The organism is Amycolatopsis sp. MtRt-6 (genome assembly GCF_017308975.1).
GTDB lineage: Bacteria > Actinomycetota > Actinomycetes > Mycobacteriales > Pseudonocardiaceae > Amycolatopsis.
The window spans coordinates 363,747-386,001 of record NZ_JADWPD010000001.1; the positions used below are offsets into that span (position 1 = coordinate 363,747).

Below are 22,255 nucleotides of genomic sequence, written 5' to 3' on the forward strand. Positions count from 1 at the left end.
GGGGGACGCTCACACGTCCAGGAAGCGCACGTCCTTGGCGTTGCGCGTGATGAACGAGCGGCGCGCCTCGACGTCCTCGCCCATCAGGACGGAGAACAGGTCGTCCGCCTGGGCGGCGTCGTCCATCGTGACGCGGCCCAGCAGCCGGTTCGCCGGGTCCATGGTGGTCTCCCACAGCTCTTCGGCGTTCATCTCGCCGAGACCCTTGTAGCGCTGGATCGCGTCGTCCTTCGGCAGCTTCTTGCCCGCCTCGACGCCCGCCCTGATGACGGCGTCGCGCTCGCGGTCGGAGTAGGCGTACTCCGGCTCCGTCCGCGGCCACTTGATCTTGTACAGCGGCGGCCGCGACAGGAAGACGTGGCCGTGCTCGATCAGCGGCGTCATGAACCGGAACAGCAGGGTGAGCAGCAGCGTGGTGATGTGCTGGCCGTCGACGTCGGCGTCGGCCATCAGCACGATCTTGTGGTAGCGCAGCTTCTCGAGGTCGAACTCGTCGTGGATGCCGGTGCCCAGCGCGGTGATCAGCGACTGGACCTCGGTGTTCTTGAGGACGCGGTCGATGCGGGCCTTCTCGACGTTGATGATCTTGCCGCGGATCGGCAGGATCGCCTGGTACATCGAGTCCCGGCCCTCCTTGGCCGAGCCACCGGCCGAGTCACCCTCGACGATGTAGAGCTCGCACTCCGCCGGGTTGGTCGAGCGGCAGTCCTTGAGCTTGCCGGGCAGGCCGCCGATCTCCAGCGCGCCCTTGCGGCGGACCAGGTCACGCGCCTTGCGCGCGGCCATCCGGGCCTGCGCCGAGGAGATCGACTTGTTGATGATCGTCTTCGCCTCGGTGGGGTTGCGCTCGAACCAGTCGGCCAGCCACTCGTTCGACTGCTGCTGCACGAACGTCTTGGCTTCGCTGTTGCCCAGCTTGGTCTTGGTCTGGCCCTCGAACTGCGGCTCGCCCAGCTTGATCGAGACGATCGCGGCGAGGCCCTCGCGCACGTCGTCGCCGGTCAGGTTGGCGTCCTTCTCCTTGAGCAGCTTCTTGTCGCGCGCGTACGCGTTGACGACGCGGGTCAGCGCGGCGCGGAAGCCCTCTTCGTGGGTGCCGCCCTCGTGGGTGTTGATCGTGTTGGCGAACGTGTAGACCGACGGCGTGAACCCGGTGTTCCACTGCATCGCGACCTCGACCTCGAGGCCGGTGCCCTTGGCGTCGAAGGAGATGACGCTGGGGTGGATCGGGTCCTTGCTGCCGTTGATGTGCTTGACGAAGTCCTCGAGCCCGCCCGGGTAGCAGTAGACCTTCTCCTTGACGCGGGCGACCTTGCCCTCCGCGTCCTCCTCAGTCTCCTCGTCGGCGACGCGCTCGTCGCGCAGGGACAGCGTCAGCCCCTTGTTGAGGAACGCCATCTCCTGGAGCCGGCGCGAGATGGTCTCGAAGTTGTACGTCGTGGTCTCGAAGATCTCGCCGTCGGCCCAGAACGTCATCGTCGTGCCGGTCTCGGTCGCCGGGCCGAGGTCCTCGAGCGGGCCGGGCACCTGGTTCGTGTACTCCTGGCGCCAGCTGCGGCCGCCGTACTTGACCTCGGCCAGCAGCCTCGTCGAGAGCGCGTTCACCACGGAGATGCCGACGCCGTGCAGACCGCCGGACACCGCGTAGGAGTCGCTGTCGAACTTGCCGCCCGCGTGCAGCTGGGTGAGCACGACCTCGATGGTCGGCTTGTTCTCCTTGGGGTGCATGTCGACCGGGATGCCGCGGCCGTCGTCGACGACGCGCACCCCGCCGTCGGCGAGCAGGGTAACCTCGACCTTGGTGGCGTACCCCGCCATCGCCTCGTCGACGGAGTTGTCGACGACCTCCTGGACGAGGTGGTGCAGCCCGCGTTCACCGGTGGAACCGATGTACATGCCGGGGCGCTTGCGGACCGCTTCGAGGCCTTCGAGCACCGTGATCGACGACGCGTTGTACTCGCTCTTGTTCTCGGTCACCGGCGTTGTTTCTCCTCGTCTCGCCCGAGCGGACGCTCGCTCCCTCCCAGTGTACTTGGCCGCGTCCGCTGACATGCGGCAAGGACACCCCTGAACGCGTCACAGACGAACGAAATCGGTTCGAGCCGACTCTTGACGTATCTCGGGAGGTCTGGATGCGTTCTCGGGGCACTCAACCGAGCATCGCGCAACCCGGGTCAGCCGTACGTGTCACGGGGGCCGCGACCCGGCACGTGCCGGGGTCCTTTCCGCCAGCTCGGGGCGGTCGGGCCCTGGATCCGCATCCGCTTGACGACGCCGTTGCCGACCCCCGCCGCGATCTTGGCCAGCAGCTTTCCCTGCAGCAACCGGAGCTGGGTGGCCCACGCCGTCGAGCTGGCGCGGACGGTGAGCTCGCCGTCCTTGAGCGCGACCGGCTGCGCGTGCTCGGCGACGTCTTCGCCGACCAGCCGCGCCCACTGCGCGAAGACGCGGGCGGTCGTGACGCTCTCGTTCCAGCCTCGATCGCTGACCAACCGCGAGACGAGCCGGCCGAGCGGCTGCGGGTCGCGCGGGTCCGCACCCGGCCCCGACCAGCGGCGCCGCCGGGGGTTCTGCCCGCCACCGACCGCGGGGCGGCGGCGGCCGGGCGGGACGCCGCGCTCCTTCGCCTTCGCCTTGGCCGCTTCGAGCGCGGCGTGGGCGAGGTCGCGCCCGGTCGGGGCCGCCTCGTTCGGCCCAACGTCGTCGGCGCGTTCGGTACCCACAGTAGGTTCGGTGCCGTTTTTGGGCACTTTGTGCCACCCGTCTGGCCGCAGGGTCACGGGCAGCGATAACTCATTCACCGTGTTATCCACACTGTCCACAGGTTTGTCCCCAGATCGGGTGCGGTTTGCGCCTCCCGTCACACGGGGTGCCCGGTCGCCTTGCTCAGCCACGCGTGATCTCACCGTCCGCCACCAGGAACCGGTGGCCGGCCAGTTCCGCGGGCACGTCTTCGTCGACCGCGGCGGTCACCAGCACCTGTTCGGCGCTCGCGGCCACCTCGGCCAGCCGGGCCCGGCGCTTGCGGTCCAGCTCGGCGAACACGTCGTCGAGCAGCAGCACCGGCTCGCCCGCCTCCGCACGCAGCAGCTCGTAGCTGCCGAGCCGGAGAGCGAGGGCGAACGACCACGACTCGCCGTGGCTCGCGTAGCCCTTGGCCGGCGCCTGGCCCAGGATCAGCTCCAGCTCGTCCCGGTGCGGGCCGACCAGGCTGATGCCACGCTCGAGCTCGGCCTTGCGGGCTTCACCCAGCGCCTTGAGTAAGACGTCCTTCAGGACCTCGGGTTGCGCCCGCTCGCCATCCGGTACGCCGTACGTCTCCGGCAGGGCCGCGCCCAGCGACGACCGGTAGGCGATCTTCGCCGGTCGCGAGTCGGGCGCGACCCCCATGTACGCCGCGGCCGCGTACGGCGCGAGGTCGGCGACGAGGTTCAGGCGCGCGGCCAGCAGCTCCGCGCCCGCCACCGCCAGGTGGTCGTCCCAGACCTCGAGCGTCGACAGCGCGTACGGGTCTTCGCGACCCGTACGCCGTTTCCCGGCCGTCTTGAGCAGGGCGTTCCGCTGCTTCAGCACCTTCTCGTAGTCCGCCCGGACCCCCGCGTACCGCGGCGCGCGCAGCACCAGGAGCTCGTCGAGGAACCGGCGTCGCTCGCCCGGGTCGCCCCGCACGAGCGCGAGGTCCTCCGGGGAGAACAGCACCGTGCGCAGGATCCCGAGCACGTCACGCGGACGGCCGACCGCGCCGCGGTTGACCCGGGCGCGGTTCGCCCGGCCCGCGGTGATCTCCAGCTCGACAGTCAGCTCGCGGTCGTCGTTGACCACCGCGACCCGCACCAGCGCGCGCTCGCAGCCGTGCCGGATCAGCGGCGCATCCGTCGCGACGCGGTGTGAGCCCAGCGTCGCGACGTACCCGATCGCCTCCAGCAAGTTGGTCTTGCCGCGGCCGTTCTGGCCGACCAGCACGGCCGGCCCGGGTTCGAGGGCGAGATCGGCCTGCGGCCAGGAGCGGAAGTCGGTGACCTGCAGGTGTCGCAGATACACCAGGAACTCCCTACCCGCCGATCTTCTTCACGGCGTGCCCGCCGAACTGGTTGCGCAGCGCGGCGACCGCGCGCATCGCGGCCGAGTGCTCCTGCCGCGACGCGAACCGCGCGAACAGCGCGGCCGAGATGACCGGCGCCGGCACCGCGTTGTTGATCGCCTCTTCCAGCGTCCACCGGCCTTCGCCCGAATCCTCGACGTAGCCCTCGAGGTCGTCGAGCTCCGGGTCCTCGTCGAGCGCGCGCACGAGCAGGTCGAGCAGCCAGGACCGGACGACGGTGCCGCGCTGCCAGCCCTTGATCACCGCGGGCACGTCCTTGACGACCTTCGCGGCCTCGAGCAGTTCGAAGCCCTCCGCGAAGGCCTGCATCATGCCGTACTCGATGCCGTTGTGGATCATCTTCGCGTAGTGACCCGCGCCGACGTCGCCGGCGTGCGAGAAGCCCTCTTCGCGCGGGCCGTCCGGGCGCAGCGCGTCGAAGATCGGCATCGCCTTCTCGACGTCGGCGGCCGCGCCGCCGACCATCAGGCCGTAGCCGTTCTCCTTGCCCCACACGCCACCGGACACCCCGCAGTCGAGGTAGCCGATGTTCTTCGCCGCGAGCAGATCGGCGTTCAGCCTGTCGTCGGTGTACTTGGAGTTGCCGCCGTCGATCACCATGTCACCCGCGGACAGCAGGTTGCCCAGCTCGGTGACGGTCGCCCGGGTCGGCTCGCCGGCGGGCACCATGATCCAGACGATCCGCGGGGCGTCCAGTTTGGACACCAGGTCCTCGAGCGAGGTCGTGTCGCTGACGTCCGGGTTGCGGTCGTAGCCGACGACCTCGTGACCGGCCGCACGCAGCCGCTCACGCATGTTGAAGCCCATCTTGCCCAGGCCGATCAGACCGAGCTGAACCATGAGATCCCCTTACGTGCTAACGAGAAATGCGGGTCAGCCCGGGAGCCGGACCGGCATCAGGAGGTAGAGGTAGCCGGGGACGACGTTGCCCTCGGCGTCGGCGGGCTTGATGAGCGCGGGGCGGTTCGGCGTGGTGAACGTCAGCTCCGCCCGGTCGCTGTGGAGCGCGCCGAGGCCGTCGACGAGGTAACCCGGGTTGAACGCGATCGTCACCGGCTCACCTTCGTACTCGACCTGCAGCTCTTCTTCGGCGCTGCCCTCGTCGTCGCCGCCCGCGGACAACCGCAGCGTGTTGTCCCCGAACTCCAGTCGTACCTGAGTCCCCCGCTCGGCCACCAGTGAAACGCGCTTGATGGACTCGGTGAGCGCGGACACGTCGATGACCGCGCGCGAGGTGTGCGACGCCGGCAGCAGCTGCCGGTACGGCGGGAACTCCGCGTCGAGCAGGCGGGTGGTCGTGTAGCGCCCGGAACCGGACAGGCCGAGCAGGCCTTCGCCGCTGGCGAGGGCGAGGCGGATCGTGGCGCCGCTCGCGCCGAGCGTCTTGGCTGCCTCGGCGAGGGTGCGCGCGGGGACGAGCACCGCGGCGTCGGCCAGGCCCTCCGCGGGCTGCCAGGTGAACTCGCGCATGGCGAGCCGGAACCGGTCGGTGGCGACCAGGGTCAGCGAGCTGCCGGAGATCTCGAGCCGCATGCCGGTGAGCATCGGCAGCGTGTCGTCCTTGCCCGCGGCGACGACGACCTGGGTGACGGCCTGGCCGAACGCGTCGCCGGCGAGCTCGCCCGCGAAGGCGGGCTGGGACGGCAGCTGCGGGTAGTCCTCGACCGGCATGGTCGGCAGGGAGAACCGCGCGCTGCCGCACGTGATGGTGGCGCGCGCGCCGTCGACGGAGATCTCGACCGGCTGCGCGGGCAGCGCCTTGGTGATGTCGGCGAGCAGGCGCCCGGACACGAGGAGGCGGCCGCCGTCGGCGATCGTCGCCGGGACCCCGACCGTGGCCGAGACCTCGTAGTCGAAGCCGGAGACCGTCAGCGCGTCGGTGTCGCCGTCCGAACCGGCGTCGAGGAGGACACCGCCCAGCACCGGCACCGGCGGCCGGGAGGGGAGGCTTCTGGCCACCCACGCGACGGCGTCGGCGAGCCCGTCACGCTCGACGCGGATCTTCATGCGCGCATCCTTTCGACGATCGAGCCCCCTGCGGGCTCGGGCCAGGCCTCGTTCTCGCGGGGCAGTGACCGGCTGCCCCCTCCGGCAGGTCTGCTCTCCGCGTGAGCGGCCGGAGCGCGGACCAGGTGCAGGCGTCCACGTTAGGCCGTCGCGGGCGCCGCCGTCACCTCGGCCTCCCCTTGACTTTGTCGACATGACGACTCGATCTCGCGGCTGTCCCCAGCTTCGTCCATCGCCTGTTTTTGTTTTGTTCTCTCTTAGAAGAGATCTAAGGGCAGTAGCAGTAATAGGCGTTGTGGATTGTGTGGATTGAGCTCGTTCGCGCAGGTCGGACGGCTCGCGGGCATGTGGAGAACCGTGGTGGCAGACCTGTGGGTAGTTCGGGCGGTCCGTGGATGGTTTCGCCCATCCACGGATCCATCCACAGTTGTCCCCAGTTGTCCCCACGGTTGTCCCCAGGTGTGGGGCGATTTGTACCCAGGGTCTGGGGGTGCCGGACGGGCTCCGAACCCCTCTGCCGAGTGATCGGCTCCTCCTGTGCACAGCATGTGGGCAACCTGTGGAATCGACGTGGACAAGGGTGTGGATGCGCTGTGGATCGGCTGTGGGCGGGGTGTGGACGAAATCTGTGTCGTCGCTGGTGGGGGATCTGTTGGCACTGTGGGCAATCCGCCCACACCATGGGGAAACTTCCTTGTGTACAAACAATTTTCGCGAGTTTGGCGAAGCACGCGTACACGCCTTCGCTGCTTCGCGCGCGTACGTGTGCTTCGGACACTCCAAAGACGACAAAGGGGCGTCCACAGTGTGCGGACGCCCCGAAGTCGTTGGGAGGTAAGGGTTGTGCTACTGGCGGGCGCGCTGCTTGATGCGCGACGTCAGCTCCTGCACCTGGTCGTAGATGCGCCGGCGCTCGGCCATCTCCTTGCGGATCTTCTTGTCCGCGTGCATGACCGTCGTGTGGTCGCGGCCGCCGAACGTCTGCCCGATCTTCGGCAGCGACATGTCGGTCAGCTCGCGGCAGAGGTACATCGCGATCTGCCGGGCCGTGGCGAGCGCCTTCGTCTTGCCGGGGCCGCAGAGGTCGTCCAGCGTCACGTCGAAGAACTCGGAGATGACGCCCATGATGGTCGGCGCGGTGATTTCCGGGGCGTGGGAATCGGGGATCAGATCGCGCAGCACGATCTCGGCGAGTGCGCTGTCGACCGGCTGCTGGTTCAGCGACGCGAACGCGGTGACCCGGATCAGCGCGCCTTCGAGCTCCCGGATGTTCGCCTCGACCCGCGAGGCGATGAACTCCAGGACGTCACCCGGCACGGCGAGCCGATCCTGCGCCGCCTTCTTCCGCAGGATCGCGATGCGCGTCTCGAGCTCGGGCGGCTGGATGTCGGTGATCAGGCCCCACTCGAACCGCGTCCGCAGCCGGTCTTCCAGCGTTTCGAGGCGCTTGGGCGGCCGGTCGGAGCTGACGACGATCTGCTTGTTCGCGTTGTGGAGGGTGTTGAAGGTGTGGAAGAACTCTTCCTGCGTACCTTCTTTGCCTTCCAGGAACTGGATGTCGTCGACGAGCAGGATGTCGATGTCGCGGTAGCGGCGCTGGAAGGCGACCTTGCGGTCGTCGCGCAGCGAGTTGATGAAGTCGTTCGTGAACTCTTCGGTCGAGACGTACCGCACGCGCATGCCCGGGAAGAGCCGTTGCGCGTAGTGCCCGACCGCGTGCAGCAGGTGCGTCTTGCCGAGCCCGGACTCGCCCCAGATGAAGAGGGGGTTGTACGCGCGGGCGGGCGCTTCGGCGACGGCGACCGCGGCCGCGTGCGCGAAGCGGTTGGACGCGCCGATGACGAACGTGTCGAAGGTGTACTTCTCGTTCAGCTTCGTCTTCGACGTCTGCGGCTGGGCCGGCGCGGTGTACGGCTGGCCGGCGATCGGCTGGCCGGAGAACGTCGGCCAGATCTCGTGGACGGCGGCGAGCGCCTCGCCCTCTTCGTCGACTTCCTCGTCGGTGTCGTCGCCGTCGTCCGGCTTCGGCGCGACGGCCTGGTGCTGCGGCATCGGCAGGGGCGGCGCCGGCTCGGCGGGACGCGGCGGCGGCATCATCGGCGCGCCGTTGGCCGGCATCGGCGGGGCGGGCTCGGGGCTCGCGCCGTTTTCCACCCGGCCGGGTGACGGCGCGTAGCGGGGGGCGGGCGCCGGGGCGACGGCCTCGGTGTTGTCGACCTTCACCGCGAGGGAGATGACGCGGCCGAGCCGCCGGGAGAGCGCGTCGGTGATCGCGCCGCGCAGCCCGCGTTCGATCGCTTCCTTCGCGAAGTCACTGGGCGCGGCCAGGAGCGCGGTGCCGTCGAGCAGGCCGATGGGACGGGTCACGCGCATCCAGGCGCGCTGCTGGGGGGACAGGGTCCCGTCGGACAGTTCGCGTACCACCTGTTCCCAGATGACACCGAGATTGTGCTGGTGATCCGACACCTGTCTGGCTCCCCTCCCCTCGTCGGCGTGGACGGCGGATCCGCTTCCGGAACGCCTGGTCACTCCACCCGGCGATCACAGGAAGCCTGTCCGCGCACCGGCACAGCGAATATCCACATAGTTGTCCACAGCTGTGCACTAATGTACGGCGAGCCGCGGCGACGCCACTTGCGGGCTCGTCGTACGCCGGTGGGCACCCCACCACCCGGATACTCGTGCACCTCGACCGGTGACCCGAGAGGGGCACGCTAACAAGCCCCGCTCGCGGCCACAAGGCATCCTGGGCGGCCAGCATTTCACGGTGCACGGCCGGTTGCCATTCGGTGCCGCGGCGTCGAACTCACCGGGTGCGCCGACCGGTCGCGTACCGTGGTCGAGGGGGTGCTTACCGGCCGCCCGACGGGGGTGCGTACCCTCGTAAGGTCTCCCGTATGCGACGGGTGCGTTTCGCGTGCCCACGTTGTCGTCGCTCGTCGTGACGAGGCCACACGTTGGTAGGAGACACCAGAGACTGCCGTGCGCCCGCACGACACGCCAGGCGGGGGGAAGGAATTCTTCCCGCCCGACGCGACACACAGGAGAAGCAGTGAGCAAGGGTAAGCGCACCTTCCAGCCGAACAACCGCCGCCGCGCGAAGACCCACGGGTTCCGCCTGCGCATGCGGACCCGCGCCGGCCGGGCCATCCTGGCGGCCCGCCGTCGCAAGGGCCGCGAAGCGCTGTCCGCCTGATCGCGCCGATCGAGGCGCGCCGTGCTGCCCGCTGCCGCACGCCTGCGGCGGAGTGAGGATTTCCGCGTGGTTCTCCGTCGCGGGTCCCGGGCAGGCAGGCGCCGCCTCGTCGTCCACGCGCTGACCACGGACCCGTCCGAGGCCGCCGACGCTGTGCATTCCAACACCGTGTCGGCGGCCAGGGCGGGTTTTGTGGTGAGCAAGGCCGTCGGCAACTCGGTGGTCCGCCACCGCGTCAGCCGGCGGTTGCGTCATCTCGTTTCGGCCCGGCTCGGAACACTGCCCGCCGGCACTGCGTTGGTCGTACGGGCATTGCCGCCGTCGTCGACCGCGTCCAGCGCCGAGCTCGGGTCCGATCTCGACGCCGCGTTGCGTCGGCTGGGGCTTCTGTCGTCGCGCCGTCCGGCCGGGGATGCCCCCCGCCCGACGCGTCCCGCGGACGCGGCCCCCGACCACGGATCAGCGGTGTGACCGGCATGCGAGCCACCCCCGAGCACGACCACGAGCACGACGTGGCGCCCGAGCCCACGAAGCCCGGCCCCGTCGCCTGGGTGCTGTTGCTCCCCATCAAGCTCTACCGCAAGGCGATCTCGCCTTTCCTCCCGCCGGCTTGCCGGTTCTACCCGAGCTGCAGCGCGTACGCAGTCGAAGCCCTCACCCGGCACGGTGCCGGCCGCGGCTCCTACCTCGCGCTGCGCCGGCTGCTGCGCTGCGGCCCTTGGACGCCACCCGGCCGCGACCCCGTGCCCGAGACGTTCTCGTGGCGACACCGACGACCTGATACACCGATCGAGGAGTAGCAGCAGTGCTCGATTTCATCTACTACCCCGTGTCCTTCATCCTCTGGTGTTGGCACAAGGTCTTCGGGTTCGTCTTCGGGGAAGCAACAGCGGTCTCCTGGATCCTCGGCATCATCTTCCTGACGTTCACCGTCCGCGGCATCATGTTCAAGCCGTTCGTGAACCAGGTCCGGTCGATGAAGAAGATGCAGGACTTCGCGCCGGAGATGAAGAAGATCCAGAAGAAGTACGCGAACGATCGGCAGCGCCAGGCCGCGGAGATGCAGAAGCTCCAGCGCGAGCACGGCGTCAACCCGCTGGGCAGCTGCCTGCCGATGCTGCTTCAGATCCCGGTCTTCATCGGCCTGAACCACGTCCTGCGCGCGTTCACCATGCCGCCGCCCGGTGGCGGCCCGAAGACCGAGAACTACTTCTTCACCCAGGCCGACGTCCACTCCTACGTCAGCGCGAAGCTGTTCGGCGTCAACCTCGGTGAGGCCGTCTACAACGGTGTCGGTGTCGTCAGCGGTGGCGCCGCCAACGTCGGCTGGCAGTGGGGCGTCCTCCCGGTCGCGCTGCCGCTGATGATCGTCGCGTCGATCGCCACGCACCTCACCGCGCGGCACTCGGTGGCCCGGCAGAACGCCGCGTCGGCCACCCCGCAGACCGCGATCATGAACAAGCTGACGATGTACATCTTCCCGCTCGGTGTGCTCGTCTTCGGTGCCCTGTTCCCGCTCGGCCTCCTCTTCTACTGGCTGGCGAACAACGGCTGGACCCTGATGCAGCAGCGCCTCGTCTACACGAAGATCGACAAGGAAGAAGCGGCTGCCAAGGCGGAAGCCGCCGAGAAGCGCTCGACGCTCGGGCCGAAGCCGGGCCAGAAGCCGACCGCGCCGAAGGTCGGTCAGAAGCCGGTCCAGAAGAAGAAGAACCAGCCCGCCCAGTCCGGTGGCCAGAAGAAGGTCACGAAGGCGGGCTCGGCCCACGGCTTCGCGCAGACCGCCGCGTCTCCAGCGTCCGCTGCGTCCACGGACGGCGACGGCGACAAGGCTCCGGCCGACACGAGCGGCCAGAACGGATCGAAGGACAACGGCACGGGCGTGCCGGGCCTTCTCAAAGACTCGACCAGGAAGTCGGGCCGGAAGCGCCGCTGAGGCGCGACCGGTTCGGAGAGGAGACGAATGATGTCGGAGACGATCGACACGATCGACGCCGATAAGGACGACGTGACCCCGGAGGCGGCCGCGTCGGCGGACGCGGTCGACGAGCGCAAGGCGGGCGGTGACGACATCCTGGTCCAGGAGGGCGACATCGCCGGCGACTACCTCGAGCGCCTGCTGGACCTGCTCGACTACGACGGCGACATCGACCTCGACGTGGAAGCCGGCCGCGCGATCGTGAGCATCGACGGCGGCGAGGACCTCGAGAAGCTCGTCGGCCCGCGCGGCACGGTGCTCGAGGCGCTGCAGGAGCTGACCCGCCTGGCGGTCCAGCAGGAGACGGGCTCCCGCAGCCGCCTGATGCTGGACATCGCGGGCTGGCGCGCGGACCGCCGCGAGGAGCTGAAGGAGCTCGGCCGCTCGACGGCGGAGTCGGTCCTCAAGAGCGGCGAGCGGGTGCGGCTGCAGCCGATGAGCCCGTTCGAGCGCAAGGTGGTCCACGACGCGGTGGCGACGGTCTCGGGCGTCACCAGCGAGAGCGAGGGCGAGGACCCGAAGCGCCGCGTGGTGATCTTCCCGGAGGCGTGAGCCCCGGTTCGCTTCGGGAGCGGCCCCACTTGACTCGGTCAGGTGGGGCCGCTTTCTTGTGTGCATGCGCCCGGAACCCGGTGAGGTCATCCACTTCTCGGAGGATCCGACGATCACGCGCTTCGAACCGCACGTGGCCGCGACGGCTCAGCAGCCGGAGGCGTACGTGTGGGCGGTCGGTCCGGAGCGGGCGCCGGACTATTGGTTCCCCCGCCAGTGCCCGCGTGCGTTGGCGTGGGTGGTGCCGTCCGCGACGGAGGCGGACCGAGCTTGGCTCGGCGCCGACCGCACGCACGCGGTCGAGTACGGGTGGCTGGCGGCGATGCGGACGGTCCGGTTGTTCGCGTACCGCTTCTCGGCGGCGTCGTTCCGGTCGTTCGGCACCCACGCCCACGCGGTCGTGGCGACCGTGCCGGTCGAGCCACTCGGTCCGCCGGAGCGGGTCGGCGATCTGTTCGCGCTCCACGAGGAAGCGGGCATCGAGTTGCGGGTGATGCGGAACTTGTGGGCGTTCGTCGACACGGCCGCGGCGAGCACGCTCGGCTTCAGTGGCATCCGGTTGGCCAACGCGAACCCTCGGCCGAGCGAATTACACACGTGATGTTTCACGTGGAACCGTCCACAGCGGCGGCTGGCCGAGTGGAGTTGTCCACATCTTCGGACTGTCGGCTCGTCTTCTCCGGTTCATCGGGGACAATCGAACGAGCGCGGTTTCACGTGAAACCGGCGGACGAGGAGTAGGCGGAGTGAGCTTGGAGCAGGCCGCGGGGGCGGTGCGGGCCGCGGCGGAGCGGGTGTTCGGTGAGCACGTCGACCAAGCGGCTGGGTACGTCGAACTCCTGGAGCGCCACGGGGTCGAGCGGGGGCTGATCGGTCCGCGGGAAGTCGAGCGGCTGTGGGAACGGCACGTGCTCAACTCGGCGGTGATCGGCGAGCAGATGCCCGAAGGCACCCGTGTCGTCGACGTCGGGTCCGGCGCCGGGCTTCCGGGTGTACCGCTGGCGATCGCGCGACCGGACCTCGATATCGTCTTGCTCGAACCGATGGCCCGCCGGGTGGACTGGCTGGCCGAGGTGGCCGAGAAGCTGGAACTCCCGATCACCGTCGTCCGTGGACGCGCGGAGGAGCGGCCTGTGCGTGAGCAGCTCGGTGGCGCCGACATCGTCACCGCGCGCGCGGTCGCCCCGCTCGCTCGTCTCGCGGACTGGTGCCTGCCGCTGGTCCGTCCCGATGGCTTCCTGGTCGCCCTCAAGGGCGCCAGCGCGGCGGACGAAATCGAGCGGGACGGTGCCGCCATCCGCAAGGCCGGCGGGGCCGACCCGCTGATCGTCGAGTGCGGTGTGGCGGTGCTCGAGGTCCCCAGCACGGTTGTGAAGATCCGTCGCCTACCGACGGCCGCCAAGCCGAAGGCGCGGAGCAGGAAGCGATAACGGGCCGCGATGTTCCACGTGAAACGAAGCGACTCGACCACCGACCAGACGTCTAGATGGAGGAGGTGTCGAGACCGGTGAATCCCCCGCCGTCCGACTCCACGGAGACCAGCCACGACGTGGGCTGGACGCCGATCGCCGAAGAAGCCGCCCGCGCCGCGCGTCTGCTGCACCCCAAGGAAGGTTCGCTCCCCCGGCCCGGCCGTCGTCGCGTGATGACCGTCGCCAACCAGAAGGGCGGCGTCGGCAAGACCACCAGCACGGTCAACCTCGCCGCCGCGCTCGCTCTCCACGGGCTCAAGACGCTTGTCGTCGACCTCGACCCGCAGGGCAACGCGAGCACCGCGCTCGACGTCGACCACCGATCCGGGACGCCCTCCATCTACGAGGTGCTCATCGGCGAGGTGACGCTCGCCGAGGCCGCCCAGCCGACCGAGCAGTCCCCCAACCTCTTCTGCGTCCCCGCCACGATCGACCTCGCCGGCGCCGAGATCGAGCTCGTCTCGATGGCGTCCCGCGAGTCCCGGCTCAAGGAGGCCATCTCCTCGGAGATCCTCGACGAGATCGGCGTCGACTACGTCCTCATCGACTGCCCGCCGTCGCTCGGCCTGCTGACGGTCAACGCGATGGTCGCCGCGCAGGAGGTGCTCATCCCGATCCAGTGCGAGTACTACGCGCTCGAAGGTCTGGGGCAGCTGCTGAGCAACATCGAGCTCGTGCAGCAGCACCTCAACCGGGAACTCCGCGTCTCGACGATCCTCCTCACCATGTACGACGGCCGGACCAAGCTGGCCGACCAGGTGACGAACGAGGTGCGGAACCACTTCGGCGACACCGTCCTCAAGACGGTCATCCCCCGCAGCGTGAAGGTGTCCGAGGCGCCCGGGTACGGCCAGACCGTGCTCGCCTACGACCCCGGTTCACGCGGCGCGATGAGCTACGTCGACGCGGCCAAGGAGATCGCCGAGCGCGGCGCCCAGATGGAGAAGGGTAGTTCGACATGACCGAGCGTCGAGGAGGGCTGGGGCGCGGCCTCGCCGCCCTGATCCCGACCGGCCCCACCGGCGGTGGTCCGCTGCCCGCGCCCGCCGACGGCGCGGCGGCGGACAAGAAGGCGGCCGAGGACAAGGGCTGGTTCGCGGCGAACGGTCAGGCGCAGCAGCACGGCGGCGAGGTCGCCGGCGCGGTCTACCGCGAGATCCCCGTCAGCTCGATCAAGCCGAACCCGAAGCAGCCACGCCAGGTCTTCGACGAAGACGCGCTCGCCGAACTCGAGCACTCGATCCGCGAGTTCGGCCTCATGCAGCCCATCGTCGTCCGCGAGCTCGGCAACGACGAGTACGAGCTCGTCATGGGCGAGCGGCGGCTGCGTGCTTCGCAGCAGGCGGAGCTCGAGGCGATCCCCGCCATCGTCCGGCAGACCGCCGACGAGTCGATGCTGCGCGACGCGCTCCTGGAGAACATCCACCGCGTCCAGCTGAACCCGCTCGAAGAGGCGGCGGCGTACCAGCAGCTGCTCGACGAGTTCGCGGTCACCCACGAGGAACTGGCGAGCCGGATCGGCCGCAGCCGTCCGGTCATCACCAACACGATCCGGCTCCTCAAGCTCCCCCTGCCGGTGCAGCGCCGGGTCGCGGCGGGCGTCCTGTCCGCCGGGCACGCGCGGGCGTTGCTGTCGCTGGAGGACGCCGAAAGCCAGGAGGAGCTTGCCGCGCGCATCGTCGCGGAGGGCATGTCGGTCCGGGCGACCGAGGAAGCCGTCACGCTCAAGAAGAGCGAGAAGCCGGCCAAGCCGAAGCCCGCGCCGCGCAAGCCGATCCAGGCGCCGGGGTTGCAGGAGCTCGCGAACCGGCTCTCGGACCGCTTCGACACCCGCGTGAAGGTCGACCTCGGCCGCCGCAAGGGCCGGATCACGCTCGAGTTCGGGTCGGTCGACGACCTCGAGCGGATCGTCGCGATCATCGACGCGAATGGGACAAATCAGACACCGAAAACCGATTAGGGATCACCCCGGGGTGTTTCGTCACGGTGATGATTGCGGAGTGATCACCTCGGCGCAACGCTGAGCAACAGGGGGAAACGTGTGGGATCCGACGGGGTCGATCGGCCACGCGCTCTGGATCGGCGGCGCGCAGTGGGCGGGGAAGTCGACCGTCGCCCGGCTGCTCGCCGTCCGGTACGGGCTGACGGCGTACCAGTACGACTACCACGACGCGCGCGCCCACAACGATCGCTTGATCGCCGGCGGCGCGCCCGCGCGTGATCCCGAACGGCTGTGGGTGCGCACGACGCCGGAGGAGATGGCGGCCGCGGCGCGCGAGACCTTCGCGTTGCGGTTCGAGTGGGCACTCGACGACTTGCGCGCGCTCGTCTCGGGCCGCCCGATCATCGCGGAGGGCTGGGGGCTGCGGCCGGAGTTCGTGGCGCCCCTGCTCGACTCACCGCGCCGGATGGTGGTCATGGTGCCGACCGAGGAGTTCCGGCAGCACCAGCTGGCCACCTTGCCGCGCGCGGGAACCTTCTCCCCACGCGTCAGCGATCCCGTCCGGGCACAGCAGAACCGGATCGCGAGAGACCGCCTGCTCGCCGAGGACGCCGTCCGCAGCGCCCGCGAACACGGCATCCGGGTGCTGGAGATCGACGGGACGACGAACGCCGAAGGAGTGGCCGACACCGTGGCCGGCCACTTCGGCTTGGACTAGCGGGCGATCGCCCGCGCGATCAACTCGGCGAACACCGCGCCGAGCGACTTGCCGGCCGCCTCGATCGCCATCGGGACCGTCGACGTCTCGGTGAGACCCGGCGACGGGTTCACCTCCAGGAAGTGGACCGCGCCGTCCGGCGTGACGACCGCGTCGGTGCGGGAGATGTCGCGCAGGCCGAGCACGCGGTGCGCGGAGACCGCCAGCTCGGCCACCGCCTTGGCCGCGGCGTCGTCGAGCCGGGCCGGGGTGAAGAAGTCGGTCAGGCCGGCCGTGTAACGGGCCGTGTAGTCGTACACGCCGCTCTCCGGGACGATCTCGACCGCCGGGAGGGCCTCGGGCCCGTCTTCGCCCTCGATGACCGTCACGGCCACCTCGACGCCGTCCACGAACCGCTCGGCGAGCACCGTGTCGCCGTAGGCGAAGCAGCCGACCATCGCCGCCGGCAGCTCCGCCGCTTCGCGCACCACCTGCGTGCCGAGCGCGGAGCCGCCCTGGTCCGGCTTGAGGATCAGCGGGAGGCCGAGGCGCTCCACCATGGCGTCGAGCACCGCCTGGGCGCCGAGCTCCCGGAACGTGCTGTGCGGCAGCACCACCCAGCCCGGCGTCACGAAGCCGGCGTTCTGCAGCAACGCCTTCGCGGTCGGCTTGTCCCACGCGCGGCGGCAGCCCTGGGAGCCGGTGCCGACGAACGGCACGTCCAGCATCTCCAGCACCGTCTGCACCGAGCCGTTTTCGCCCTCGCCGCCGTGCAGCGCGACGACCACGGCGTCCGGCCGGTGGGTGCGCAGCCGCTCCAGCAGCCCGCCGTCGGTGTCCCACTCCTCGATGCCGAAGCTCTCGGACTTCAACGCCGCGGACAGCCGTCGCCCGGACCTCAGGGAGACGTCGCGTTCGTGCGAGAGCCCGCCGGCGAGCACGGCAACGGTACGGTCGACCACCGTGGAAACTCCTTAGCTGGAACGAATCTCAGAGCGTGTCCGGGGACGGGTTCTGCGGCCCCTGGATCCGGCGCGCGCTCACGCTACCGAAGGTGCGGGCGAGGTCCATTTCGGACTCCAGCACCGCCGCCAGCCGCCGCACGCCCTCACGGATGCGCTCCGGCGTCGGGTAGCAGTAGGACAGCCGCATCTGGCGGCTGCCGAACCCGTCGGCGTAGAAGCCGGTTCCGGACGCGTACGCCACCCGCGCTGTCACCGCGCGCGGCAGCATCGCCTTCGTGTCGACGCCTTCCGGCACCGTCACCCAGACGTAGAAGCCGCCGTCCGGCTTGGTCCACGAGCAGCCCGGGGGCAGGTACTGGTCGAGCGCGGACAGGATCGCGTCCCGCCGCTCGCGGTAGTTCTCGCGGAACTTCTTGATCTGGCCCTTCCAGTCGTGCGTGGCCAGGTAGCGCGACACGATCATCTGGTTGAACGTGGGCGGGCACAGCGTCGCCGACTCCGCGGCGAGCACCAGCTTCTCGCGCACCGCGTGCGGCGCGAGCACCCAGCCGACGCGCAGGCCGGAGGCGAACGTCTTCGAGAACGAGCCGAGGTACACGACGTTGTCGGGGTCGGTCGACCGCAGCGCCGGGTACGTCTGCCCGTCGAAGCCGAGCAATCCGTATGGGTTGTCTTCGACGACCAGGACGCCGTGCTCGCGGCAGATCTCGAGGATCTCCGCGCGGCGCTCGACGGCCAGCGTGACGCCGGCGGGGTTGTGGAAGTTCGGGATCGTGTAGAGGAACTTGACCCGGCGGCCGGCCTTCTTCGTCTGGTCGAGCGCTTCGCGGAGCAACGAAGGCACCAGGCCGCGGTCGTCCATCTCCACGTGCACGACCTGCGCCTGGTAAGCGGCGAACGAGCCCAGCGCGCCGACGTACGACGGGCCCTCGGCGATCACGACGTCACCCGGGTCGCAGAACAGCCGCGTGACCATGTCCAGGCCCATCTGCGAGCCGACGGTCACCACGACGTCGTCCGGGTGCGCCTTGATGCCCTCCAGAGCCATGATTTCGCAGATCTGCTCACGCAGCACCGGGATGCCGTGCGCCGAGCCGTACTGCAGCGCCACCAGGCCGTCTTCGGCGATGATCTCGGCCACCTGCGCCGACAGCGTGTCGAGCGGCAGCGCCGCCAGGTTCGGCATGCCGCCGGCCAGCGAAACCACCTCGGGCCGGCTGGCCACCGCGAACAGCGCCCGGATCTCGGAGGCGGTCATCCCCGCGGTGCGCGCGGCGTACCGCTCGAGGTGCGGGTCGAGGTTCTGGCGGCCACTGGTTTGTCGGCCACTGTGCGGCTTGCTGGGGCGGTTCTCGGTCATCGACGATTCACCCGGGGCTCGGTGGACACGGTCACTCCCGCGGGAGCTGGTAGATCCCATCGAGTGTAACCGGGCACCCATCAGGACCCCCTGGCCTTTCGGTGCTCGTCACATCGGCCTATCCTCGACCGTGGCTCCCGTGTTCGTGCCGTGGATCTCGCGCGGCCTGACGGGCGGGCAGCCCGTCGGGAGCGCAGGTCAGGGAGGTCGCGGGTGTCGCGTCGCGTCGTGGGCGTCACACTGGACAACCTCGAGCACCTGCCGAAGAGCTGCCGCCGGTGCGTGTACTGGGAGCTCGCCCCCCACCTGAAGCACCAGGCCGAGGAGTTCGGCGCCACCGAGGTCGAGAAGGAAGCCTGGGTCTCGAGCGTGCTGCTCGAGTGGGGTTCCTGCGGCCGCATCGTCTACAGCGACACGCTGCCGGTCGGGTTCGTGCTGTACGCCCCGCCGAACGCCGTCCCGCGTGCGCTGGCCTTCCCGACGTCGCCGCCGAGCGCGGACGCCGTCCTGCTGACCTCGTTCCAGGTGCTCCCGGAGTTCCGCGGCGGCGGGCTCGGCCGGATGCTCGTCCAGGCGGTCGCCAAGGACCTCACCAAGCGCGGCGTCCGCGCGATCGAGGCGTTCGGCGACGCGAAGCCCGACGAGCCGGACCCGGACGGCGGCCACAGCTGCGTCCTGCCGGCGGCCTTCCTGCAGAGCGTGGGCTTCAAGACGGTCCGCCCGCACCCGAAGTGGCCCCGGCTGCGCCTGGAGCTGCGCTCGGCGATCACCTGGAAGGAAGACGTCGAGGCGGCCCTGGAGCGGCTGCTCGGCCAGGTGACGATCACCACCGCCGAGCCGAGCCTCGGCCGCGCCTAATCCCTCACCGCAAACGTTTGCGCCAGTGCTTCCGCATGCCCGAAATCGAGGTGTGCACAACTGTGGAAGAAGTGCCGAGTTATCCACAGAGCGCTGATAGGAGCGGTGGAAAAGCTGTGGAGAACTACCCGTGAACCTGGGGACGCGGCGCGCGCGTCCCCAGGTGTGGTGGGGCAGGTGAAGGAGAGCCGCTAGGGGTTGTGGTCGGCTCTATTCGGCCTTGGCGAGCTCGTGCGCCAGGACGTCGGCGAACGTGAACGTGCCCGTCGGCTGGTCGCCCTCGCCGAGCAGGTACAGGCGCTTGACGGCGATCAGGATGCCCTCCGCGACGATGTCGCGGAACGCCGGATCGCCGAGCTTGCGGGCGTCGTCCGGGTTCGTCAGGTAGCCGATCTCGACCCGGACCGCCGGGCAGCGGGTGCGGGTGAAGATGTCCCACGACTTGTAGTGCGTGCGGCAGTCGAGCATGCCCGTGCGGGCCGCGACCTCGCGCTGGATGAAGCCGGCCAGCAGCTCGCCCACCGTGGACGTCGTGCCGTTGCCGTTGCCGAAGTGGAAGCTCGCGACACCCTGCGCGCGCGGCGAGGCGTTCTTGTCGCTGTGCAGCGAGAGGAACAGGTCGGCGCCGGCGTCGTTGGCGAACTTGGCGCGCTCCAGCTCGGTGGGGCTGTGGTTCGGGCCGCGGGAGATCAGCGCCTCCATGCCGGTGGCCTTCATCCGGCCCTCGAGCCGGCGGGCGAGGTCCCACGCGATGTCGGCCTCGCGCAGCCCGCCGGCGACCACGCCGAGGTCGTCGCCGCCGTGGCCGGGATCGATCACGATGCGCTTGCCGCGCAGGCGCGGACCGGCCTGGCGCACCTGCTCCTGCTCGCGCAGGAACACGGGGCGCCCGCCCCGGGCCCGCGGCGAGGACAGGCGGTGCAGCTCGCGGATGGTCGCCGGACCGCACACGCCGTCCGGCGTCAGGCGCATGTCGCGCTGGAACGTCTTGAGCGCGCGCTCGGTGGCCGGGCCGAAGTAGCCGTCGGGGCGGCCGGCGTCGAAGCCGAGCTCGGTGAGCCGCTCCTGCAGCGTGAAGACGTCGTCGCCGTGCACCGGCGAAGAGATCAGGTACGACAGCGGGCGGCTGCCCAGGTGGTAGCTGGCGCCCTTGAGCGCCTGGAACGTCGCCGGACCCACGATGCCGTCGGTCATCAGCCCACGACGCTGCTGGAAGGCACGGACGGCGTGCTCGACGGCGACGTCGAACGTGTCGTAGTCGTCGGTACCGGTGACCGGCGGGAGCAGGTCCATCCCGGCCAGGATGGACCTGATCTCGGCGACGTCCGGACCGACGTCACCGCGGCGGAGTACCCGCATGCACTCCTCGCTCTTTCCTAAGGCACCGATTCGGGGGTTCGGTGCGTGGCAGGACTTCGGAAAACCTTCGCTGGGACGAGCCCAGGTCCTCTATTGTGCCTTGCCAACTCTGGGTGACAGCGCAGGCCCGGTAGGTGCGTCAAGAACCTGTTAGTGGAGTACCCGCGGTGGCCGCCGTCACGCTCGATCGACCTACACCGGACAGATTCCCCCGAACGACAACGAACCCGGGGCCACGGGAGGGATTCCCGCAGGCCCCGGGTTCGCCGGGCTTGTTCGGTTCAGAGGACGTCGGCGAGGTCCGACAGCAGCGCGGCCTTCGGCTTCGCGCCCACGATCTGCTTCACCGGCTTGCCGCCCTGGAAGAGGATCAGCGTCGGGATGGACATCACCTGGTAGTCACGCGGCGTGTTCGGGTTCTCGTCGATGTCGATCTTGGCAATCGTCAGCTTCTCGCCGTTCTCGGCCGCGATCTCCTCGAGCACCGGGGCGACCATCTTGCACGGGCCGCACCAGGTGGCCCAGAAGTCGACGAGGACCGGCTTCTCGCTGGTCAGGACCTCGTCGACGAACGTCGCGTCGGTCACCTTGACGGTGTTGGCCATGGTTTCTCCTTCGAGTGGGTTGAACGCCGGAAAGTCAGTTGGTGCCTGCGCCGTAGCCGCCGCCGACGAGCTCGGCCGCCTCGTGCGCGTCGGCCTCGCCGTGCTCCGCGAGCCATCGTTCCGCGTCGATCGCCGCGCTGCACCCCGAACCCGCGGCCGTGATCGCCTGCCGGTAGGTGCGGTCCACCAGGTCACCGGCCGCGAAGACGCCGTCGAGGTTCGTGAAGGACGTCTTGCCCTTCGTGACGACGTAGCCGTCCTCGTCCAGGTCGACCTGGCCCTTCACCAGCTGGCTGCGCGGGTCGTGGCCGATCGCGACGAAGAAGCCCGTCACGTCCAGCGTCGACTCGGAGCCGTCCTTGGTGTCCTTGAGCTGCAGGCCTTCGACCTTGCCGTCGCCGAGCACCCCGGTGATCTGCGAGTTCAGCTGCCACTTGATCTTCTCGTTCGCACGGGCGCGCTCGAGCATGATCTTGGACGCGCGGAACTCGTCGCGCCGGTGGACGATCGTGACGGACTTCGCGAACTTCGTCAGGAAGGTCGCCTCCTCCATCGCCGAGTCGCCACCGCCGGCGACCACGATGTCGTGGTCGCGGAAGAAGAAGCCGTCACAGGTCGCACAGGCCGACACACCGCGGCCGAGCAGCTCCTGCTCGCCCGGCACGTTCAGGTACCGCGCCGCCGCGCCCATGGCGAGGATGACCGCGCGGGCGGCGTAGCGCTTGCCGTTCGCGTGGACGTACTTGACGTCCCCGGTCAGCTCCAGCGACTCGACGTCCTCCGCACGCAGCTCGGCGCCGAAGCGCTCGGCCTGCTTGCGCATCTCCTCCATCAGGTCCGGACCCATGATGCCGTCGCGGAACCCGGGGAAGTTCTCGACCTCGGTCGTCGTCATCAGCGCGCCGCCGAACTGCGTGCCCTCGAACACCAGCGGTTCAAGCTGGGCCCGCGCCGCGTAAACGGCAGCGGTGTATCCGGCAGGACCCGACCCGACGATGATCAGGTTCCTGATTTCCTCGGCAGCCACCCGTGACCTCCGCTCGTAGTGACCCGTGTACCAGGCTCAACACGATCGTAGGTGGCCATGTTCCCAGCCGTGACACCGCTCATGGGGGCTCCGGGTGGCGGAGCCCCCGGCCCGGGGCGAAGCCCCGGATGTCAC

22 protein-coding genes are annotated in these 22,255 nt (G+C 69.6%); 11 read left to right on the top strand and 11 right to left on the bottom strand.

What is annotated here, in order from left to right; all coding sequences use genetic code 11:
• Positions 1-9 precede the first annotated feature (9 nt).
• The 6 genes from gyrB to dnaA form a co-directional block, all read right to left on the bottom strand.
• Positions 10-1,977 carry a DNA topoisomerase (ATP-hydrolyzing) subunit B gene (gyrB, locus tag I4Q55_RS01905; protein WP_206784237.1) on the bottom strand — a complete coding sequence of 656 codons (1,968 nt, stop codon included), beginning with the start codon at positions 1,975-1,977 and terminating at the stop codon, positions 10-12.
• 197 nt (positions 1,978-2,174) lie between these two features.
• Complete coding sequence (locus tag I4Q55_RS01910) at positions 2,175-2,723, bottom strand: DciA family protein (protein ID WP_206784238.1); 549 nt, start codon at positions 2,721-2,723, stop codon at positions 2,175-2,177.
• 163 nt (positions 2,724-2,886) lie between these two features.
• Positions 2,887-4,041 carry a DNA replication/repair protein RecF gene (gene recF, locus I4Q55_RS01915; RefSeq protein WP_206784239.1) on the bottom strand — a complete coding sequence of 385 codons (1,155 nt, stop codon included), beginning with the start codon at positions 4,039-4,041 and terminating at the stop codon, positions 2,887-2,889.
• A gap of 10 nt (positions 4,042-4,051) precedes the next feature.
• Entirely contained in the window at positions 4,052-4,942 is an 891-nt protein-coding gene (gnd, locus tag I4Q55_RS01920) for a phosphogluconate dehydrogenase (NAD(+)-dependent, decarboxylating) (protein ID WP_206784240.1), read from the bottom strand.
• Positions 4,943-4,975: 33 nt separating this feature from the next.
• Positions 4,976-6,109 carry a DNA polymerase III subunit beta gene (gene dnaN, locus I4Q55_RS01925; RefSeq protein WP_072475326.1) on the bottom strand — a complete coding sequence of 378 codons (1,134 nt, stop codon included), beginning with the start codon at positions 6,107-6,109 and terminating at the stop codon, positions 4,976-4,978.
• Between the two features lie 846 nt (positions 6,110-6,955).
• Complete coding sequence (gene dnaA / locus I4Q55_RS01930; protein WP_206784241.1) at positions 6,956-8,575, bottom strand: chromosomal replication initiator protein DnaA; 1,620 nt, start codon at positions 8,573-8,575, stop codon at positions 6,956-6,958.
• A gap of 586 nt (positions 8,576-9,161) precedes the next feature.
• On the opposite strand from dnaA, the gene rpmH reads away from it, so the two are divergent.
• The 10 genes from rpmH (at position 9,162) to I4Q55_RS01980 (ending at position 15,967) form a co-directional block, all read left to right on the top strand.
• The gene (gene rpmH / locus I4Q55_RS01935) at positions 9,162-9,305 is read left to right on the top strand and encodes a 50S ribosomal protein L34 (RefSeq protein WP_091288857.1); all 144 of its coding nucleotides are present in this window, start codon (positions 9,162-9,164) and stop codon (positions 9,303-9,305) included.
• A 21-nt stretch (positions 9,306-9,326) separates the two neighbouring features.
• On the top strand, positions 9,327-9,776 hold the full coding sequence (rnpA, locus tag I4Q55_RS01940; protein ID WP_206784242.1) for a ribonuclease P protein component: 450 nt from the start codon (positions 9,327-9,329) through the stop codon (positions 9,774-9,776).
• A gap of 5 nt (positions 9,777-9,781) precedes the next feature.
• The gene (gene yidD / locus I4Q55_RS01945; protein WP_206784243.1) at positions 9,782-10,105 is read left to right on the top strand and encodes a membrane protein insertion efficiency factor YidD; all 324 of its coding nucleotides are present in this window, start codon (positions 9,782-9,784) and stop codon (positions 10,103-10,105) included.
• Between the two features lie 5 nt (positions 10,106-10,110).
• The gene (gene yidC, locus I4Q55_RS01950; RefSeq protein ID WP_206784244.1) at positions 10,111-11,241 is read left to right on the top strand and encodes a membrane protein insertase YidC; all 1,131 of its coding nucleotides are present in this window, start codon (positions 10,111-10,113) and stop codon (positions 11,239-11,241) included.
• Between the two features lie 27 nt (positions 11,242-11,268).
• Entirely contained in the window at positions 11,269-11,835 is a 567-nt protein-coding gene (locus tag I4Q55_RS01955; protein ID WP_374194435.1) for a protein jag, read from the top strand.
• A gap of 64 nt (positions 11,836-11,899) precedes the next feature.
• Positions 11,900-12,436: a DUF6886 family protein gene (locus I4Q55_RS01960; protein WP_206784246.1), complete on the top strand. Its 537-nt coding sequence runs from the start codon at positions 11,900-11,902 to the stop codon at positions 12,434-12,436.
• A 145-nt stretch (positions 12,437-12,581) separates the two neighbouring features.
• Positions 12,582-13,265 (top strand): 16S rRNA (guanine(527)-N(7))-methyltransferase RsmG, encoded by a 684-nt coding sequence (rsmG, locus tag I4Q55_RS01965; RefSeq protein ID WP_206784247.1) that lies wholly within the window; start codon positions 12,582-12,584, stop codon positions 13,263-13,265.
• 77 nt (positions 13,266-13,342) lie between these two features.
• On the top strand, positions 13,343-14,269 hold the full coding sequence (locus I4Q55_RS01970; protein ID WP_374194436.1) for a ParA family protein: 927 nt from the start codon (positions 13,343-13,345) through the stop codon (positions 14,267-14,269).
• Positions 14,266-15,267, top strand: a complete 1,002-nt coding sequence (locus tag I4Q55_RS01975; protein ID WP_206784248.1) for a ParB/RepB/Spo0J family partition protein — start codon at positions 14,266-14,268, stop codon at positions 15,265-15,267. The genes I4Q55_RS01970 and I4Q55_RS01975 overlap by 4 nt, the downstream gene beginning before the upstream one ends.
• A 79-nt stretch (positions 15,268-15,346) precedes the next feature.
• Complete coding sequence (locus I4Q55_RS01980; protein WP_206784249.1) at positions 15,347-15,967, top strand: hypothetical protein; 621 nt, start codon at positions 15,347-15,349, stop codon at positions 15,965-15,967.
• Here the strand turns inward: I4Q55_RS01980 and I4Q55_RS01985 are convergent.
• Together I4Q55_RS01985 and I4Q55_RS01990 are read right to left on the bottom strand one after the other, a co-directional pair.
• The gene (locus I4Q55_RS01985; RefSeq protein WP_206784250.1) at positions 15,964-16,908 is read right to left on the bottom strand and encodes a D-alanine--D-alanine ligase; all 945 of its coding nucleotides are present in this window, start codon (positions 16,906-16,908) and stop codon (positions 15,964-15,966) included. The genes I4Q55_RS01980 and I4Q55_RS01985 overlap by 4 nt on opposite strands.
• 28 nt (positions 16,909-16,936) lie before the next feature.
• Entirely contained in the window at positions 16,937-18,271 is a 1,335-nt protein-coding gene (locus I4Q55_RS01990; RefSeq protein WP_206784251.1) for a PLP-dependent aminotransferase family protein, read from the bottom strand.
• A 213-nt stretch (positions 18,272-18,484) separates the two neighbouring features.
• On the opposite strand from I4Q55_RS01990, the gene I4Q55_RS01995 reads away from it, so the two are divergent.
• Positions 18,485-19,129, top strand: a complete 645-nt coding sequence (locus I4Q55_RS01995; RefSeq protein WP_206784252.1) for a GNAT family N-acetyltransferase — start codon at positions 18,485-18,487, stop codon at positions 19,127-19,129.
• Positions 19,130-19,339: 210 nt separating this feature from the next.
• On the opposite strand, the gene I4Q55_RS02000 is transcribed toward I4Q55_RS01995, so the two are convergent.
• The 3 genes from I4Q55_RS02000 to trxB all read right to left on the bottom strand — a co-directional run bounded on the left by I4Q55_RS02000 (position 19,340) and on the right by trxB (position 22,120).
• On the bottom strand, positions 19,340-20,488 hold the full coding sequence (locus tag I4Q55_RS02000; RefSeq protein WP_206784253.1) for an N-acetylmuramoyl-L-alanine amidase: 1,149 nt from the start codon (positions 20,486-20,488) through the stop codon (positions 19,340-19,342).
• 281 nt (positions 20,489-20,769) lie between these two features.
• Entirely contained in the window at positions 20,770-21,093 is a 324-nt protein-coding gene (gene trxA, locus I4Q55_RS02005; RefSeq protein WP_003082899.1) for a thioredoxin, read from the bottom strand.
• Positions 21,094-21,127: 34 nt separating this feature from the next.
• On the bottom strand, positions 21,128-22,120 hold the full coding sequence (trxB, locus tag I4Q55_RS02010) for a thioredoxin-disulfide reductase (RefSeq protein WP_206784254.1): 993 nt from the start codon (positions 22,118-22,120) through the stop codon (positions 21,128-21,130).
• Between the last annotated feature and the right edge of the window lie 135 nt (positions 22,121-22,255).